This is a genomic window from Telluria sp. AZSoR62 (assembly GCF_058111565.1).
The window spans coordinates 60,261-75,954 of sequence record NZ_JBYTST010000014.1 but is presented as its reverse complement, the minus strand read 5'-3'; the positions used below and the strand labels follow the sequence as shown (position 1 = coordinate 75,954).

At 65.2% G+C, this 15,694-nt stretch carries 17 protein-coding genes; 3 read left to right on the top strand and 14 right to left on the bottom strand.

All coding sequences use genetic code 11. The features are described from left to right. The first annotated feature begins 174 nt into the window (after positions 1 to 174). The gene (locus tag AC3XQU_RS19670) at positions 175 to 477 is read left to right on the top strand and encodes a hypothetical protein (RefSeq protein WP_489875853.1); all 303 of its coding nucleotides are present in this window, start codon (positions 175 to 177) and stop codon (positions 475 to 477) included. A 401-nt stretch (positions 478 to 878) separates the two neighbouring features. Here the strand turns inward: AC3XQU_RS19670 and phoR are convergent, their stop codons facing one another. The 10 genes from phoR to alr all read right to left on the bottom strand — a co-directional run bounded on the left by phoR (position 879) and on the right by alr (position 10,791). Continuing rightward, the gene (phoR, locus tag AC3XQU_RS19665) at positions 879 to 2,171 is read right to left on the bottom strand and encodes a phosphate regulon sensor histidine kinase PhoR (RefSeq protein WP_489875886.1); all 1,293 of its coding nucleotides are present in this window, start codon (positions 2,169 to 2,171) and stop codon (positions 879 to 881) included. Between the two features lie 10 nt (positions 2,172 to 2,181). After that, positions 2,182 to 2,868 (bottom strand): response regulator, encoded by a 687-nt coding sequence (locus AC3XQU_RS19660; protein ID WP_489875852.1) that lies wholly within the window; start codon positions 2,866 to 2,868, stop codon positions 2,182 to 2,184. Positions 2,869 to 2,870: 2 nt separating this feature from the next. Beyond that, positions 2,871 to 3,572, bottom strand: coding sequence for a phosphate signaling complex protein PhoU (gene phoU, locus AC3XQU_RS19655; RefSeq protein WP_489875851.1), 702 nt, complete (start codon positions 3,570 to 3,572; stop codon positions 2,871 to 2,873). Positions 3,573 to 3,623: 51 nt separating this feature from the next. Next, a complete protein-coding gene (pstB, locus tag AC3XQU_RS19650; RefSeq protein WP_489875850.1) occupies positions 3,624 to 4,418 on the bottom strand; it encodes a phosphate ABC transporter ATP-binding protein PstB in 795 nt (264 codons plus the stop codon). Between the two features lie 19 nt (positions 4,419 to 4,437). Further along, entirely contained in the window at positions 4,438 to 5,295 is an 858-nt protein-coding gene (gene pstA, locus AC3XQU_RS19645) for a phosphate ABC transporter permease PstA (RefSeq protein WP_489875849.1), read from the bottom strand. Next, positions 5,295 to 6,293, bottom strand: a complete 999-nt coding sequence (gene pstC / locus AC3XQU_RS19640; RefSeq protein ID WP_489875885.1) for a phosphate ABC transporter permease subunit PstC — start codon at positions 6,291 to 6,293, stop codon at positions 5,295 to 5,297. Before pstC ends, pstA begins: the two co-directional genes overlap by 1 nt. Positions 6,294 to 6,400: 107 nt before the next feature. Next, positions 6,401 to 7,438: a phosphate ABC transporter substrate-binding protein PstS gene (pstS, locus tag AC3XQU_RS19635; protein WP_489875848.1), complete on the bottom strand. Its 1,038-nt coding sequence runs from the start codon at positions 7,436 to 7,438 to the stop codon at positions 6,401 to 6,403. Between the two features lie 503 nt (positions 7,439 to 7,941). After that, a complete protein-coding gene (locus tag AC3XQU_RS19630; protein WP_489875847.1) occupies positions 7,942 to 8,262 on the bottom strand; it encodes a PilZ domain-containing protein in 321 nt (106 codons plus the stop codon). Positions 8,263 to 8,315: 53 nt separating this feature from the next. After that, a complete protein-coding gene (gene radA, locus AC3XQU_RS19625) occupies positions 8,316 to 9,692 on the bottom strand; it encodes a DNA repair protein RadA (protein ID WP_489875846.1) in 1,377 nt (458 codons plus the stop codon). Beyond that, positions 9,685 to 10,791: an alanine racemase gene (alr, locus tag AC3XQU_RS19620; RefSeq protein ID WP_489875845.1), complete on the bottom strand. Its 1,107-nt coding sequence runs from the start codon at positions 10,789 to 10,791 to the stop codon at positions 9,685 to 9,687. The genes radA and alr overlap by 8 nt, the downstream gene beginning before the upstream one ends. 169 nt (positions 10,792 to 10,960) lie before the next feature. Between alr and lplT the strand changes: the two genes are divergently transcribed. Then, positions 10,961 to 12,223, top strand: a complete 1,263-nt coding sequence (gene lplT, locus AC3XQU_RS19615; RefSeq protein WP_489875844.1) for a lysophospholipid transporter LplT — start codon at positions 10,961 to 10,963, stop codon at positions 12,221 to 12,223. On the opposite strand, the gene AC3XQU_RS19610 is transcribed toward lplT, so the two are convergent. From AC3XQU_RS19610 to tsaB, 4 genes are read right to left on the bottom strand one after another with little or no spacing between them, the layout of a single operon-like run. Continuing rightward, entirely contained in the window at positions 12,224 to 13,162 is a 939-nt protein-coding gene (locus AC3XQU_RS19610) for a DUF1853 family protein (protein ID WP_489875843.1), read from the bottom strand. Next, a complete protein-coding gene (locus tag AC3XQU_RS19605) occupies positions 13,146 to 13,976 on the bottom strand; it encodes a uracil-DNA glycosylase (RefSeq protein ID WP_489875842.1) in 831 nt (276 codons plus the stop codon). Before AC3XQU_RS19605 ends, AC3XQU_RS19610 begins: the two co-directional genes overlap by 17 nt. Further along, a complete protein-coding gene (gene rimI, locus AC3XQU_RS19600; protein WP_489875841.1) occupies positions 13,973 to 14,443 on the bottom strand; it encodes a ribosomal protein S18-alanine N-acetyltransferase in 471 nt (156 codons plus the stop codon). The genes AC3XQU_RS19605 and rimI overlap by 4 nt, the downstream gene beginning before the upstream one ends. Further along, positions 14,440 to 15,147 (bottom strand): tRNA (adenosine(37)-N6)-threonylcarbamoyltransferase complex dimerization subunit type 1 TsaB, encoded by a 708-nt coding sequence (gene tsaB / locus AC3XQU_RS19595; protein ID WP_489875840.1) that lies wholly within the window; start codon positions 15,145 to 15,147, stop codon positions 14,440 to 14,442. The genes rimI and tsaB overlap by 4 nt, the downstream gene beginning before the upstream one ends. A gap of 100 nt (positions 15,148 to 15,247) precedes the next feature. Between tsaB and AC3XQU_RS19590 the strand changes: the two genes are divergently transcribed. Next, the gene (locus tag AC3XQU_RS19590) at positions 15,248 to 15,667 is read left to right on the top strand and encodes a thioredoxin family protein (protein ID WP_489875839.1); all 420 of its coding nucleotides are present in this window, start codon (positions 15,248 to 15,250) and stop codon (positions 15,665 to 15,667) included. Positions 15,668 to 15,694 lie beyond the last annotated feature (27 nt).

The window sequence follows — 15,694 nt, the reverse complement described above, 5'->3', positions numbered from 1 at the left end:
GGTCAGGAAAAGAGCGAGGCACGATTGTACCCCGACTCCTCGGCAAACCGTCCAGTATGGCTAAACAGGCGTAGATCAATCGACAGGCCACAGAGCCGGGCCTTGCGCCAGCGCTTATTGAGCCGGGATATTTATCGGTAGCATTGCTCTTCGATATGAGATCGGGAGGCTGGCATGGCGAGCAGGAACACCGCAATCGATTCACTTCCTGTCGCGCTAAGGCTCATCAGCGCCGCACATCGCACCGCAGTTCTCTCTCATCCGCAATGGATAGACATCAGGCAGCATCCCGACCCTTCCCATCAGCTTGCCTGGATGGTCGAACAGGGACTGCTCAGCTACGACGAGCTCGATGAACTTCAGACATTGGACCGGCAGCCATCCGAACGCGACCGGATCGTCGAGGAAACGTATGCACTGCTTGCCCAATCCAATGCGCTCGCTCATTGCGGCCTGCTGCACCAACAATGCCCGTAAGACCACCTACCGGGGTCAGAGTCGAATTAATTGGAATGTTCGTCCGGAGCATGCTTCTTAATTAGGGTCAGAGTCGAATTGTTGAGTCTTAATTAGGGTCAGAGTCGAATTGTTGAGCAACTTTTCGAAATTTCCTGTAATTCGACTCTGACCCTATTTATTTTTGAGCGATTTTCATGCCGCTGCGAAAGAAAAAACGTCTGCGGGCACTTGATCTTTTCCCAAGAACAAAATCGAACGCACATTCGAAGTCCGTGGGCAAATATTTCCCACAATTCGACTCTGACCCTAATTAATTTGCAACGCCAATGCTTAAACGCAATCAGGGTCAGAGTCGAATTATTCGGAAACTTAACAATCTTTCCGATTAATTCCACTCTGACCCCAATGACTTTGGTGGCTCAGCCTGGCAGCGAGGTGTTCGGCAACACCGCCGTAAAGCAACTTCCCTGCCCCGGCACCGAGCTGATCATCAGGCGTCCGCCGTGCCTGAGCAGCACGTGCTTGACGATGGCCAGCCCCAGCCCCGTGCCCTGGGTCTCGCGCGAGCGGCTCTTGTCGACGCGGTAGAAGCGTTCGGTCAGGCGCGAGATGTGGATCGGCTCGATGCCGATACCGCAATCCTGCACCGAGAAGCGCAGGTCGTCGTTGCCGCGCGTCCATTTCAGGCGGATGGTGCCGCCCTGGGGCGAGTAGCGCACCGCGTTCGAAGCCAGGTTGGCAAAGGCGCTGCGCAGTTCTTCGACGCTGCCCATCACGTCCGGGCCGTCGACTTCCGCCTCGATGGTATGTCGCCCGCCCGACAGGGCGCGGGCCTCGAGCGCGACCGATTCGACCAGCGCGTGCACGTCGATGCGCTCGCGCTTGAGCGGGAATTCGTCGGACTCCAGGCGCGACAGGGTCAGCATGTCGCCGATCAGACGCTGCATGCGCTGTGCCTGTTCCGTCATCAGGGTCAAGTGGCTGGTGCGCGTGGCCACGTCCAGGCCCGGGTCGGACATGGCGATCTCCAGGAAGCCGACGATCACGGTGAGCGGCGTGCGCAGCTCGTGCGAGGCGTTGGCGATGAAGTCGCGCCGCATCGCCTCGATGCGCTCGGTGTCGGTGGCGTCGTGCGTCACCAGGATCTGGCGGCGGTTCTCGAACGGGATGATGCGGCATTCGAGCTTGCGGCCGCGGAAGGACAGCGTCAGCGGCGTCTCGTAGCGTCCCAGGATCACGTAGTCGATGAATTCGGGGTGGCGCACCAGGTTGGTCACGCGCAGCCCCTTGTCGCGCGCCATGGTCAGGCCCAGGTGGCGCTCGGCCGCCTCGTTGCACCATTCCAGGAAGAGCACGTCGTCCATGATGGCCACGCCTTCGGGCAGCATCTGCATCGCCTGGCGAAAGCGCGCCAGCCATTCGGCCATTTCGGCCTGGTGGCGCTCGTCCTCGCGGCGCAGGCGGTACAGGCGCGCGAACACATCGGTCCACGCGCCCCACCCGTCCGGCAGACGGCTCGAGTGGGGGTTGTTCAGCCATTCGCCCAGCTCGTGCAGGTAGCGCAGCTGGACGAACAGCGCGATGATCACGGCCGCCAGCGCGAACACCAGGGCCTCGACGACGCTCGACATCCACCAGACCACCAGGGCGGCGACGAACACCATCCCCAGGCGCAGGACGGCCGGCACCCAGAACAGCAGTTTCGGGTTCATCGAGCGCACGCTATTTTTCGGACAACATGTAGCCGACGCTGCGCACCGTGCGGATCAAGCCGTCGGCACCCTTGAGCGCCTTGCGCAGGCGCAGCACATGCACGTCCACCGTGCGCTCCTCGATCACGGCATGGTCGCCCCAGACCTTGTCGAGCAGCTGGGCGCGCGAGAACACGCGCTCGCGGTGGGCCAGCAGGAACTTGAGCAGCTTGTATTCGGCATTGCCGATGTCGATCTGCTGGTCGTCGACGCTGACCGTGCAGCTGTTCGGGTCGAGCACCACGCCGCCGGCGCGCAGCGGCGCTTCCGACAGGTGCGGGCTCTTGCGGCGCAGCAGCGCGCGCGAGCGGGCCAGCAGCTCGCGCGGCGAGAACGGCTTGGTGATGTAGTCGTCCGCGCCGGAATTAAGGCCGGCAAGCTTGTCTTCTTCCATGCTCTTGGCAGTGAGCATGATGACCGGGATGTCCTGGAAGTCGCGGTCGGCGCGCAGGCGCGACAGCAGGCGCAGGCCGCTCTGGTCGGGCAGCATCCAGTCCAGCAGCAAGAGGTCGGGCTTGCCGTGCGTGATGGTGTCCCAGGCGCCATTCGCGGTGTCGGCAGTGCGGATGTCCCAGCCGGCCTCGCGCAGCGAATACTTCACCAGCTCGACGATCGCCGGCTCGTCCTCGACCACCAGCACGCGCGTGTTATCGGCCATCGTTACCCTGCCGGCTGCTCGATGGCCACTGGCTTGCTGTGGCGGATGTCGCGGCCTTCGACCACGTAGATCACGTATTCGGCGATGTTCTTGGCATGGTCGCCGATACGCTCGATGGCCTTGGCCACCCACAGCGTGTCGAGCGCCGACGAAATCGTGCGCGGGTCTTCCATCATGAAGGTGATCAGGTTGCGCAGGATGGTGCGGAACTCGTGGTCGATGCTTTCGTCTGCCGCGATCAGCTCGAGCGCCTGCTTGCCGTCCAGGCGGGCAAATGCGTCAAGCGCATTGTGCAGCAGTTCGCCGGTGGCCTTGGCGATGGTGCGGATCATGTCGTAGTGCGCAAACGAGGTATTGCCGCGCTCGTACAAACCCTTGGCGGTGCGTGCGATCTTCGAGGCTTCGTCGCCGATGCGTTCGAGGTCGGTGATGACCTTGATGCTGGCCATCACGGTGCGCAGGTCGTTCGCGGTCGGCTGGCGGCGCACGATCAGGTGGCTGCAGGCGTCGTCGAGCTGCACTTCGAGCTGGTTGACCGCCTGGTCTTCGGCCATCACGCGATCCGCGCGCGCCGGGTCGTCCATGCGGAAGCATTCCAGCGCCGCCTCGAACTGGTTCTCGACCATGCCGCCCATCAAGAGGACCTTGGAACGGATCGCTTCGAGTTCCTGGTCATACTGCTTGGATGAGTGTTCGCCTGTCATTTCGCATTCTCCTAATACTATTGTTATCGTCACGGGGCACAACGGCACCCTTTATCCGAAGCGGCCGGTGATGTAGTCCTGCGTTTCTTTACGCGCCGGATTCATGAAAATCTGGTCGGTCTCGCCGAATTCCACCAGCTCGCCAAGGTACATGTAGGCGGTGTAGTCTGAACAACGCGCGGCCTGCTGCATGTTGTGGGTCACGATGGTGATGGTGTATTCCTGCTTCAGTTCGCTGATCAGTTCCTCGATCTTTGCGGTCGAGATCGGGTCCAGGGCCGAGGTCGGCTCGTCGAGCAGCAGCACGTCCGGCTTGACCGCCACGCCGCGCGCGATGCACAGGCGCTGCTGCTGGCCGCCGGACAGCGACAGGCCGCTCTTGTTGAGCTTGTCCTTGGCTTCTTCCCACAGCGCCGCTTTCTTCAGCGCCCATTCCACGCGCTCGTCCATCTCGCCTTTCGAAAGGTTCTCGTACAGGCGCACGCCGAAGGCGATGTTGTCGTAGATCGACATCGGGAACGGCGTCGGCTTCTGGAACACCATGCCGATCTTCGCGCGCAGCATGTTCACGTCCACGCCCGGCTCCAGGATATTGCGGCCGTGGTACATGATCGAGCCTTCCGCGCGCTGGCCCGGGTACAGGTCGTACATGCGGTTGAGCGTGCGCAGCAGGGTCGACTTGCCGCAGCCGGACGGGCCGATGAAGGCCGTCACCTGCTTGTCGTGGATGTCGAGCGACACGTTCTTCAGGCTCTGCGTTTTACCGTAGAAGAAGTTCAGGCCTTCGATTTCGATGGTCTTGGCTTTGGCGCTGCCTGCGGCCTGGTTCGGCATGAGTTGGGTCATCGGTATGTTCTAGAAAAAATTAACGCGGGGTCTTCTGGCTGAACAGGGTGCGCGACAGGATGTTCAGCAACAGCACGGTAAAGGTCACGAGCAGTGCGCCGCCCCAGGCCAGCGAACGCCAGTCGTCGTAAGGGCTCATCGCGAACTGGTAGATCACGACCGGCAGGTTGGCCATCGGCTGGCTCATGTCATTGCTGTAGAACTGGTTGTTCAGCGCGGTGAACAGAAGCGGCGCGGTTTCGCCCGAGACGCGGGCCACGGCCAGCAGCACGCCGGTGATGACGCCGGCCTTGACGGCGCGCAGGCGCACCATGGTGGCGACTTTCCAGTGCGGGGCGCCCAGGGCGTAGGCCGCCTCGAGCAGGCTGGTCGGCACCAGGCGCAGCATGTTGTCGGTGGTGCGCACCACCACGGGCACCGCGATCAGCGACAGCGCGATGGAACCGGCGAAACCGGAGAAGTTGCCGGTCCTGGTCACGTACAGGGCGTACACGAAGACGCCGATCACGATCGAGGGCGCCGACAGCATGATGTCGGTCACGAAACGGGTCGCCTGGGCGAAGCGGTTGCCTTCGCCGTATTCGGCCAGGTAGATGCCGGCCAGGATGCCGACCGGGGTGCTGACCAGGGTCGACAGACCCACCATCATCAGGCTGCCGACGATCGCATTGCGCAGGCCGCCGGGGCTGCCCGGCGCCGGGGTGTCGCCCGTGAACAGGGTCGTCGACAAGGCGCCGACACCGTTGATCAGGAGCGTGGCCAGGATCCAGGCCAGGAAGGCCAGGCCGATGCCCATTGCCAGCACGGACAGCGCGATGCCGAAACGGTGGGCCAGCAGGCGCTTGCGGTAGACGGGGTTCTTCACAGGAGTGCTCATTATTTGGTTCCTTCCTTGCGCGACATCCCGGCCAGCATCAGCTTGGCTGCCGACAGCACGATGAAGGTGATGGCGAACAGGATCAGGCCGAGCGCATACAGGGACGAGGTATGCAGCGGCGTGGTGGCTTCGTTGAATTCGTTGGCCAGGGTCGAGGAAATCGAGTTACCTGCCGAGAACAGCGACCAGGACAGGTCGTGCGCATTGCCGATCAAGAAGGTCACGGCCATGGTCTCGCCCAGCGCGCGGCCCAGGCCCAGCATCACGCCCCCGACCACGCCGTTGCGGGTGTATGGCAGGACGATCTTGCGCACCACTTCCCACTTGGTGCAGCCCAGGCCGTAGGCGGATTCCTTGAGCACCGTCGGGACGATCTCGAACACGTCGCGCATCACCGATGCGATGAAAGGAATGATCATGATGGCCAGGATCAGGCCCGCGGTCAGGATGCCGATGCCCATGATCGGGCCCTGGAACAGCTGGCCGATCACCGGTACCTGGCCGATGGTGCTCTTGAGCAGCGGCTGGACATGGTCGGCGAACAGCGGCGCGAACACGAAGAAGCCCCACATGCCGTAGATGATCGAGGGTACGCCGGCGAGCAGCTCGACGGCGGTGCCAAGCGGGCGGCGCAGCCAGACCGGGCAGATCTCGGTCAGGAACAGCGCAATGCCGAAGCTGATGGGAAAGGCCACCGCCAGGGCGATGATCGAGGTGGCCAGCGTGCCCCAGATCGCAATCAGGGCGCCGAACTGGTCGCCCACCGGATCCCACTCGACGCGGGTGATGAACCCGAGCCCGAATTCGCGGAAGGCCGGGGCCGCGCCGATCACCAGCGAGACGATGATCCCGACCAGCACCAGCATGACCGAGGCCGCGAACAGCAGCGTGACTTTATGGAAGAAGAAATCCTGGATGCGCTGCTTGCGCATCGTGTTGCGCAGGGCGGCGGAGTGAAAGCCGTTGGCATCGTCCTTCTGCTTGGACAGGTCGGGCATCGCGACGGAGGGTTGTACGCTCATAACTTTTTGTCAATCTTGCTGGCGAACGAAAGGGCTGGCGTACCGTAATACTGCCAGCCCTTCCCTTCGCTGTGGAAGGGAAATTACCAGAGCGCCTTGCCCGAAGCGTCCTTCATGTTTGCGCGCCAGGCATCCTGCACCAGCTTGGTGACGGTGTCCGGCATCGGCACATAGTCCAGCTCGGCTGCAGCGGCGTCGCCATTCTTGTATGCCCAATCGAAGAACTTCAGCACTTCCTTGCCCTTGTTCGCATCAGCCTGGCTCTTGTGCACCAGGATATAGGACACGCCGGTGATCGGCCAGCTGGCCTTGCCCGGCTGGTTGGTCAGCACCACGGCAAAGCCCGGGGTGCCGGTCCAGTTGGCGCCGGCAGCGGCGGCCTTGAAGTTGGCGTCATCCGGCTGCAGGAACACGCCGTCCTTGTTTTGCAGCTGGGTGTGCTGCATGCGGTTCTTCTTGGCGTAGGCCCATTCCACATAGCCGATCGAGCCCTTGATGCGCTGGACGTTGGCCGCGACACCTTCGTTGCCCTTGCCGCCCACGCCCACGGCCCACTTGACCGCGGTGCCCGAGCCGATCTTCGACTTCCATTCGGCGTTGGTCTGGGACAGGTAATCGGTCCAGAGGTAGGACGTGCCCGAGCTGTCGGCGCGGTGCACCACGGTGATCTCGTCGGCGGGAAGCTTGACGCCAGGGTTGAGCGCGGCGATCTGCGGCGCATTCCAGGTCTTGATCTTGCCCAGGAAGATATCGGCCAGGACGGCGCCGGTCAGCTTGAGCTGGCCGGGAGCGGTGCCCGGCAGGTTCACGACCGGCACCACGCCGCCCATGATCGCAGGGAACTGGAACAGGCCGGCGGCATCCAGCTCGGCAGCCGGCAGCGGCATGTCCGAGGCGCCGAAGTCGACGGTCTTGGCCTTGATCTGCTTGATGCCGGCGCCCGAGCCGACCGACTGGTAATTCAGGCCATTGCCCGACGTGGCCTTGTACATTTCGGCCCATTTTGCATAGATCGGATACGGGAAGGTCGCACCGGCGCCGGTGATGTTGGCGGCCTGGGCGCTGGCAGCGAGGCTGGAGGCTGCGAGCGCGACGGAGATGAACAGATGCTTCATACGCATGGTGGATCCTTTCGAAGAGGCCGGGCGAACCCGTTTCATTGACGCTGCGAAGTCTACTGCCCGATTATGACAAGTTCATGACAGATGTAATAATCGGGCGCGCCGGCCGTAGCTTGCCCCGGTTTCGGCCTCGGGCGCACACGATTGGCTCTACCACGCCAGGCCCGGTTCCAGGCGGCCCCAACCGATGCAAATATATTACGACCCTGCCCCTCCGTCCGCCTTGTAAAGACAGCGCCTTCTGCTAAGCTGAAGACAGGTTCTTCACAGGGAGGGATGCTGAAAGGCGTTGACGGTTATGTTCAGTATTATGGTATTTGGTATCCTGAGTGGCTTGGCTGGCCTCGTTGCTTTCGAGATCTTCCAAGAGGTCAAAGGCAGCAAGGAAAGCCTAACCGATCACTATCACGAATAGTGCCGATCCGATTCCTCGGATCATGTCATAAAGCGACAAAACGGCGAGGCCCGGAGGGCACTCGCCGTTTTGCATGGTGGCCGCCGGATCAGCGCAGGTAGCGCGCCACCGCCGTCATCGCCGCCAGCTCCAGGTTCAGGAACTGGAACCCGACCTTGAATTCGCCATTGCTGAAGATGCAATAGAGCGCGCGCGCACGCGCGCTGACCGCCACCTGCTTGCCGTCGATCAGCAGGTCGAAGCCGATTTGCCCGGACTGGCCGACCGGCAGCGGGTCCGGCAGGTTGATGCTGACGCCATTCGCACTCAGGTCGTTGGTGCGGCCGACCACCTGGGCCTGGCCTTCCATCGCCACGCGGGCACGGGTGCGCAAGGGCTTGCGTTCGGATAGCCTTTGTTCTGAAAACACGTTATGCCAATATCAATGAAATAAACAGGTGGATGGTAAGGACGCGGGAACGCTCAGTCCAGTTCGCGCAGCTTGGTAAAGGCCTGGTCGATGCGCTCGACCGCGATGATGGTCATGCCCTCGATTTTCTGCTTCGGCACATTCCCCTTCGGGATCAGGGCGTGCGAAAACCCGAGCTTGGCCGCTTCCTTCAGGCGCTCCTGCCCGCGTGGCGCCGGGCGGATCTCGCCGGCCAGGCCGACTTCGCCGAACACCACCAGGCCGCGCGGCAGCGGCTTGTTGCGCATCGAGGAGTTAATCGCCAGCAGCACGGCCAGGTCGGCCGCCGGTTCGGCGATCTTCACGCCGCCCACGGCGTTGATGAAGACGTCCTGGTCGAACGCGGCGATGCCGGCATGCCGGTGCAGCACGGCCAGCAGCATCGCCAGGCGGTTCTGTTCCAGGCCCACCGACAGGCGGCGCGCATTGGGCAGGTGACTGGCGTCGACCAGGGCCTGGATCTCGACCAGCAGCGGGCGCGTGCCCTCCTGCGTGACCATCACGCAGGAACCCGGCACCTGGCTGTCGTGCTGCGACAGGAACAGCGCCGACGGGTTGGATACGCCCTTCAGGCCCTTCTCGGTCATCGCGAACACGCCCAGCTCATTCACCGCGCCAAAACGGTTCTTGATGGCCCGCACCAGGCGGAAGCTCGACTGGGTGTCGCCCTCGAAATACAGCACGGTGTCGACGATGTGTTCCAACACACGCGGTCCCGCCAGCGCGCCCTCTTTCGTCACGTGGCCCACCAGAATGATCGTGATGCCGGTCTGCTTGGCCACCCGGGTGAGCTGGGCCGCGCATTCGCGCACCTGGGCCACCGAGCCGGGAGCCGAGGTCAGTGCGTCCGAATACAGGGTCTGGATCGAATCGATCACCGCCACTTCGGGCTTCAGGTCGGCCAGGGTACCCAGGATTTTTTCGAGCTGGATCTCGGCCTGGAAATTCAGTTCGGACGAGTCGACCGACAGGCGCCGTGCGCGCAGCGCTATCTGGGAGCCGGATTCCTCGCCCGACACGTAGAGCGTGTTGCGCGTGGCCGCAAGATTGGCCAGTGCCTGCAGCAGCAGGGTCGACTTGCCGATGCCGGGGTCGCCGCCGATCAGCACCACCCCGCCGGCCACCAGTCCTCCGCCGAGCACGCGGTCGAATTCCTCGATGCCGGTGCCGAAGCGCGGCACGTCCAGCGCGTCGATGTCCTTCAAGGACAGCACCGGCGCGGTCTGGGCCAGGCTCTTGTGCTGGACCTGCGACATCCGGTTCACGCCGGGCGCCTCGGCCACGCTCTCGACCAGGGTGTTCCAGGCCTTGCAGTCAGGGCACTGGCCGGCCCAGCGGCTGGCGGTGGCGCCGCATTCGGTGCAGACAAAAACGGTGCGTGATTTAGCCATCGGTTCCCATCCGTCCTTCCTGTACGCGCACCCGCTGGGCGAGTGCGCACATCAATTCATAGCCGATCGTGCCGGCGCTCTGGGCCACTTCGTCGATCGGCAAGCCGTCGCCCCACAGCGTGACCTTGCTGCCGATGCGCGCATTGCGTAGCGGCGTCAGGTCCACCGTCATCATGTCCATCGACACCCGCCCGACCAGGGTGGTGCGCACGCCGTCGACCACCACCGGGGTGCCGTGCGGCGCGTGGCGCGGGTAGCCGTCGGCATAGCCGCAAGCCACCACGCCCACCGTCATCGGGCCGGTCGCTTCGAAGCGGCTGCCATAGCCGACCGTGTCGCCGGCGACCAATTCCTGGATGCCGATGATCTCCGAGCGCAGCGTCATGGTGGGACGCAGGCCGAAGTCCTGGGCGCTGCGCCCGCCCGGGGTGCCGCCATACAGCATGACGCCGGGCCGCACCCAGTCGTTCGACAGCGCGTCGCCCAGCTCCGGCTGGTGCAGCACGCCGCCGGAATTGGACAGGCTGCGCTCGCCCGCAAGGCCCTGCGCGCCATGCTGGAAGCGGCGCACCTGCTCGGCGATGGTCAGGCGCGGGTGCTCCAGCTCGTCGGCATTGGCGAAGTGGGTCATGTGGGTGATGTTGCGCACGCCGGGAATCGCGCGCAGGCGCTTGAAGGCGGCCGCGTACTCGCCCGGCTGGAAGCCCAGGCGGTTCATCCCGGTATTCATCTTCAGGTGCACGTCGATCGGGCGATACAGCTGGGTGTACTCGAGCATCTTGATCTGCTCGATGTTGTGGACCGCGCTATTGATATTGTGCTCGGCCAGCAGCGGCACATCCGAGGCATCGAAGATCCCTTCCAGCAGCAGCACCGGCTTGATCCAGCCGCTCGCGCGCAGGCGTACCGCATTCTCGGTTTCGATCAGGGCCAGGCCGTCGGCCTGGGCGAAGCCGCGCATGGCGCGCTCCAGGCCATGGCCATAGGCGTTGGCCTTGACGACGGCCCAGATCTTCGCCTGCGGCGCGCAGCTGCGCGCGCGCGTCAGGTTGTGTTGCATGGAATCGAGATGGATGGTGGCGGAGAGCGGGCGTGGCATCGTCAATACCGGCGTTTTGGGGCCGGCGTGCAAAGGCTGGGAAGGGGTCTATTTTACCGGAGCGGGCCGGGGCGTGCCCAGCCGCGTCGTGCTGACAAGCCGGGTTTTCTTTTGGACCGGCGAGCATTCATGGTATAAAGCAACTCGGACCAGCTTTTACTCTTTTAGAATGAACCGTGGTTTTTATACCATCATGGCGGCGCAGTTTTTCTCGTCGCTGGCAGACAATGCGCTCCTGTTTGTTGCGATCAGTCTGCTGACGTCGATGAATGCCCCGGCTTCGCTGACTCCCCTGCTGAAGCTTTCATTCGTGCTCTTCTACGTGCTGCTGGCTGCGTTCGTGGGCGCCTTTGCCGATTCGCTGCCCAAGGGCCGCGTGATGTTCATCGCCAACCTGATCAAGGTGTTCGGCTGCGCGCTGATGTTCCTGACCGTGCACCCGCTGCTGTCGTATGCCGTCGTCGGTTTCGGCGCGGCCGTCTACTCCCCCGCCAAATACGGCATCCTGACCGAACTGCTGCCGCCGGAAAAACTCGTGCCGGCCAACGGCTGGATCGAGGGGCTCACGGTCATGTCGATCATCCTCGGCACCGTGCTGGGCGGCACCCTGGTCAGCACCCGCGGCAGCGCCTGGCTGCTCGGCTTCGACATCCCCGGCTATGAAACCGGCATCGACACCGGCGCCGAAGCGGCAATGGCGGTGGTGGTGGTCATCTATATCCTCGCGACCCTGTTCAACCTGCGCATTCCGGACACCGGCGCGCGCTACGAGCACCAGGAACGCAACCCCGCCAAGCTGATCGCCGATTTCGCCAACTGCTCGGCCACGCTCTGGCGCGACAAGCTGGGCCAGATCTCGCTGGCCGTGACCACCCTGTTCTGGGGCGCCGGCGCGACCTTGCAATTCATCGTGCTGAAATGGGCCGAGCGCTCGCTGCACATGCCGCTCGACAAAGCGACCAACCTGATCGGCGTGGTGGCGATCGGCGTGGCGCTGGGCGCCGTGATGGCGGCGCGCATGATCCCGCTGCGCAAATCGCTGACCGTGATCCCGCTCGGGATCATCATGGGCCTGGTGGTGTGCAGCATGGTGTTCGTCACCTCGGTGACCTTCGCCTACCCGCTGCTCACGCTCATCGGCTTCCTGTCGGGCTTCTTCGTGGTGCCGATGAACGCCCTGCTGCAGCACCGCGGCCACGTGCTCATGAGCGCGGGCCACTCGATCGCGGTCCAGAACTTCAACGAGAACCTGTCGATCCTGACCATGCTGGCGCTGTACGCGATCATGATCACGCTGAACCTGGACCTGGACATCATCGTCGTCATGTTCGGCCTGTCGGTGGCCGGCATCATGTACTTCATCGGGCGCAAGCACGCGGCCAACCAGCGCGAGCATGATTCGCTCGCGCTGATCGGCGAACACAAGCACTGATCAGCGGCGTGCCGCGGCGCGTGCGCGCCAGTCGCCCGGCACGATGAACCCACGCTCGATTTCCTCGATCGCCCCCGGCAGCTGGCGCACCGCCGCCACCAGCACCGGCGTGGGGTTGGTCTCGAACTGCGCCTCCAGTTCCGCATGCAGCTGCGCGCCGGTCATCATCCACTCGGCCGAACCGGCGCGGAACGGGGCCAGCCACTGCAGCTTGGGCAGGATCAGAAAACCTTCCCCGGCCAGGGTATCGATCTCGTTCAGCGCGCACCAGAAGCCGCGGCAATGGCCGGCGGCGATGCCGCGCATCGCGGGCCAGCTGCCGGCGGGATAAAACAGCCAGCCCTTGACCAGGGCCCGCGCATGCAGGACGGGGCGCGGCAGCAAGACTTGCGCGGCCGGATGTCGGCCCAGGCCGAGCTGGCGCTCGAAGACCTTGCGCATCTTCGCGCCCAGGCTGTCGGCCAGGTTGGGGCCGACCAGGGCATCCATCTCGCGCCCGCCCTCTCCTTCCAGCAGGTAGAACTTGGTGGCGAACTCGATGTGCTCGACCGCGTCCGGGCCGTCTTCCAGCAGGAAGTCGAACTCGCCGACGGTATCGTTGCGGCTGGCGCGCACCTGCAGGCCGTGGGCGACCAGCATGCCGTGCTGCGCATAATAGAAGGCCATCAGCTTTTCGGCGTACAGGCCCAGGCGCGTGTAGACGCGGGGGCCGAGCGCCGCATCCAGCGCGGAAGGATCGTGGTCGAGCCGGGCCAGCCAGGCGGCGGTGTCCGGCGTGGCCGGGCCGACGGTGGCGATGCGGCCGGCCCACAGCGGGTGCTGCGCGTCGAGCAGGCCCGGCGCGTCGAGCAGCCAGGCCAGCGCCCGCACCCGGGCCCGCCGCAGGTGGCCCCAACGGCGGTGGAAGCCCTGCTGGTAGCTCTCAGCCGCCGCGTCCATCCATGGCCTTCGCCCGGCACAAGTCGCTCCAGGCCAGCGCCTTGTCGGCGCCGCGCCGCAGCAGTTCGCCCGGATGCAGGGTCGCCACCATCGGCACGGTCCCGACCCGGTGGATGGCGCCGCGCGAGCCGGCCAGCGGTTCGGACAGCGGCTTGCCCAGCAGGCCGTTGGTGGCCACCTGGCCCAGGGTCAGGATGGCCGCGGCGCCGCACAGTTCGCGCTCGCGCTCCAGGAAGGGCCGGCAGGCCGCCACTTCGTCCGGCGTCGGGGCGCGATCGCCGCCATTGCGGTTGGCGGGACGGCATTTGACCAGGCTGGTGATATAGACGTCGGCCTCGCGCGACAGGCCTACCGCCTGCAGCATGTTGTCGAGCAGCTTGCCGGGCTCGCCCGTCATCGGCTCGCCGGCCTGTTCGTCGAGGGCGCTGGCGGTGCCCGCCGCGACCAGCCAGCGCGCAGCCCTGGCACCGGCGCCGAACACCGGCTTGCGGCCTTGGCTGCAGGCGCTGCAGTGCTTGCACGAGGCCACGGCCTGGCGCAGATCGTCCCAGTCGAGCGCGGAGACGTCGACCTGTTCCGGCGCGGGGATGGGTTCGGCGACCGGCGGGTTCCAGCTGCGCGCCGCGGCCGGCTCGGCGACCTGGCGCGGCATCGGCGGGGGCGCCAGCGGCGCCGGCGGCGCGGCCGGGGCAGGCGCCGGGATGTCCTCGACGGCGACGGCGTCTACCGAAGCAGGCGCCGCGCGCACGCTCCACAGTGGGCCGATGCCCATCTCGGCCAGGAAGGCCGCATCGCGCTTGCTCAATTCGTTCACAGGTCCAGCCTCATCACAATCGCATCCTCGCGCAGGCCGGCATGGGCCGGGTAATAGCCTTTGCGGCGGCCGATCTCGCGGTAGCCGTAGCGGCGGTAGACGTCCAGCGCGCGCTCGTTCGACGGGCGCACCTCCAGCAAAATCGATTCCATGCCGGCTTCCCGCGCACGCGCGCCGATGCGCTCGAGCAGGTGGCGACCCAGCCCCTGGCGCTGGCGCCCGGCAGCCACCGCCACGTCGAGCAGGTGGGCTTCGTCGACCGCGTACATCAACAGGTAGTAGCCGGCCAGGGCGCCGCCGGCATCGCGCACGGTCCAGGCATCGTAGCCGCTGGCGAGCGAATCGCTGAAGTTGGTGCGGCTCCAGGGGTGCGGGAACACGCTGCATTCGAGCGCATGCACCTCGTCGACGTCGCCGGGGGTCATCGGCGCGAAGGCCAGCTCGCCGAGCGCGTTCGCGACCGTCATGCGTTCGCCTTGGCCGCATTGATCGCCAGGCGCTCGGCGCTGGTGAAGGCGATCTTGTTGCGCAGGTAGAGCGGCTGGGCCTGGGCCGCGGGCACGCCCAGGCCGGCGGCCAATGCCGGCACCGCCAGCAGCGCCATCTCGCGCGCCTGCGGCAGGATGTCGCCGAACGCGCCGGCGGCAAAGGCCGCGCCGGCAAAGGCCTCCGGGTAGGCGGAGAAGCCATTGCCGCAGGCGGCCAGGCCATCGGCCGCGACGGGCTGCACGGCTTCCGGGGCCGACAGGGCCGGCGCCACGACCTCGGTCCACCCGCCGTCGTAGCGGTACTGGGCCCAGTACACCTCGTTCATGCGCGCGTCGAGCACCGCCAATACCTCGGTTGCGCCGGTGCGGGCGCGGCAGGCCTCGGCCATCGCCGCCAAGGTCACCATCGGCAGCACGGGCAGGCCGGCCCCGAAGGCCAGGCCCTGGGCCACGCCGCAGGCGGTGCGCACGCCGGTAAACGAGCCGGGACCGGCGCCGAAGGCCACCGCGTCGCAGTCGGCCAGCCGGATGCCGGCTTCGGCCAGCAGTTCCTGCACCATCGGCAAGATCGATTGCGAATGGGTGCGCACGCCGGTAGTGGAACGGGCGAAGACGGTGTCCCCGGCCAGCAGCGCGCAGGAGGCGAGCTCGGACGAGGTTTCAATGGCAAGGATGGTGGGCATGCCGGCATTTTACCCGCTCGGCCGCGCATCGACTACGTTCCGGGCGCCGGCATTTCCCGCGATGCACAAGAACTGCGCAACACGCGGTAGAATTCGCCTCATGCAAAGCCTGACACTCGATTCCGCCAACCGCGAAGCCATCGCCGCCGCCATCGAAGGCGACGCCCTGACCGTCGCCTGCCTGTGCGCCGCCTGGTGCGGCACCTGCGCGGGCTATCGCGCCACGTTCGAAGCCCTGGCCAGCCGGCATCCGGACAAGACGTTTGTGTGGATCGACATCGAGGACCAGGCCGATATCGTGGGCGACCTCGACGTCGACAACTTCCCGACCCTGCTCGTGCAGCGCGGCGACACGGTGGGCTTTTTCGGCACCATGGTGCCGGACGCGCTCGTGGCCGACCGCCTGGTGCAGGCCCAGGCCGCGCAGACGCCGGAAGAAATGCATTGCTGGGCCAATTCGAGCGAAGAACGGCGCGCCTGGCAGCGCGACTGCAATTTGCGCACCCTGCTGGCCGCCTAGATTAGCTCTGCTTAAGCTTTTCGAGCA

Bases quoted from the DNA above. Each gene is read 5' to 3' on its own strand.
- AC3XQU_RS19670 (WP_489875853.1), top strand. From the start codon at position 175: ATGGCGAGCAGGAACACCGCAATCGATTCACTTCCTGTCGCGCTAAGG.
- phoR (WP_489875886.1), bottom strand. From the start codon at position 2,171: ATGAACCCGAAACTGCTGTTCTGGGTGCCGGCCGTCCTGCGCCTGGGG.
- AC3XQU_RS19660 (WP_489875852.1), bottom strand. From the start codon at position 2,868: ATGGCCGATAACACGCGCGTGCTGGTGGTCGAGGACGAGCCGGCGATC.
- phoU (WP_489875851.1), bottom strand. From the start codon at position 3,572: ATGACAGGCGAACACTCATCCAAGCAGTATGACCAGGAACTCGAAGCG.
- pstB (WP_489875850.1), bottom strand. From the start codon at position 4,418: ATGACCCAACTCATGCCGAACCAGGCCGCAGGCAGCGCCAAAGCCAAG.
- pstA (WP_489875849.1), bottom strand. From the start codon at position 5,295: ATGAGCACTCCTGTGAAGAACCCCGTCTACCGCAAGCGCCTGCTGGCC.
- pstC (WP_489875885.1), bottom strand. From the start codon at position 6,293: ATGCCCGACCTGTCCAAGCAGAAGGACGATGCCAACGGCTTTCACTCC.
- pstS (WP_489875848.1), bottom strand. From the start codon at position 7,438: ATGCGTATGAAGCATCTGTTCATCTCCGTCGCGCTCGCAGCCTCCAGC.
- radA (WP_489875846.1), bottom strand. From the start codon at position 9,692: ATGGCTAAATCACGCACCGTTTTTGTCTGCACCGAATGCGGCGCCACC.
- alr (WP_489875845.1), bottom strand. From the start codon at position 10,791: ATGCCACGCCCGCTCTCCGCCACCATCCATCTCGATTCCATGCAACAC.
- lplT (WP_489875844.1), top strand. From the start codon at position 10,961: ATGAACCGTGGTTTTTATACCATCATGGCGGCGCAGTTTTTCTCGTCG.
- AC3XQU_RS19610 (WP_489875843.1), bottom strand. From the start codon at position 13,162: ATGGACGCGGCGGCTGAGAGCTACCAGCAGGGCTTCCACCGCCGTTGG.
- rimI (WP_489875841.1), bottom strand. From the start codon at position 14,443: ATGACGGTCGCGAACGCGCTCGGCGAGCTGGCCTTCGCGCCGATGACC.
- tsaB (WP_489875840.1), bottom strand. From the start codon at position 15,147: ATGCCCACCATCCTTGCCATTGAAACCTCGTCCGAGCTCGCCTCCTGC.
- AC3XQU_RS19590 (WP_489875839.1), top strand. From the start codon at position 15,248: ATGCAAAGCCTGACACTCGATTCCGCCAACCGCGAAGCCATCGCCGCC.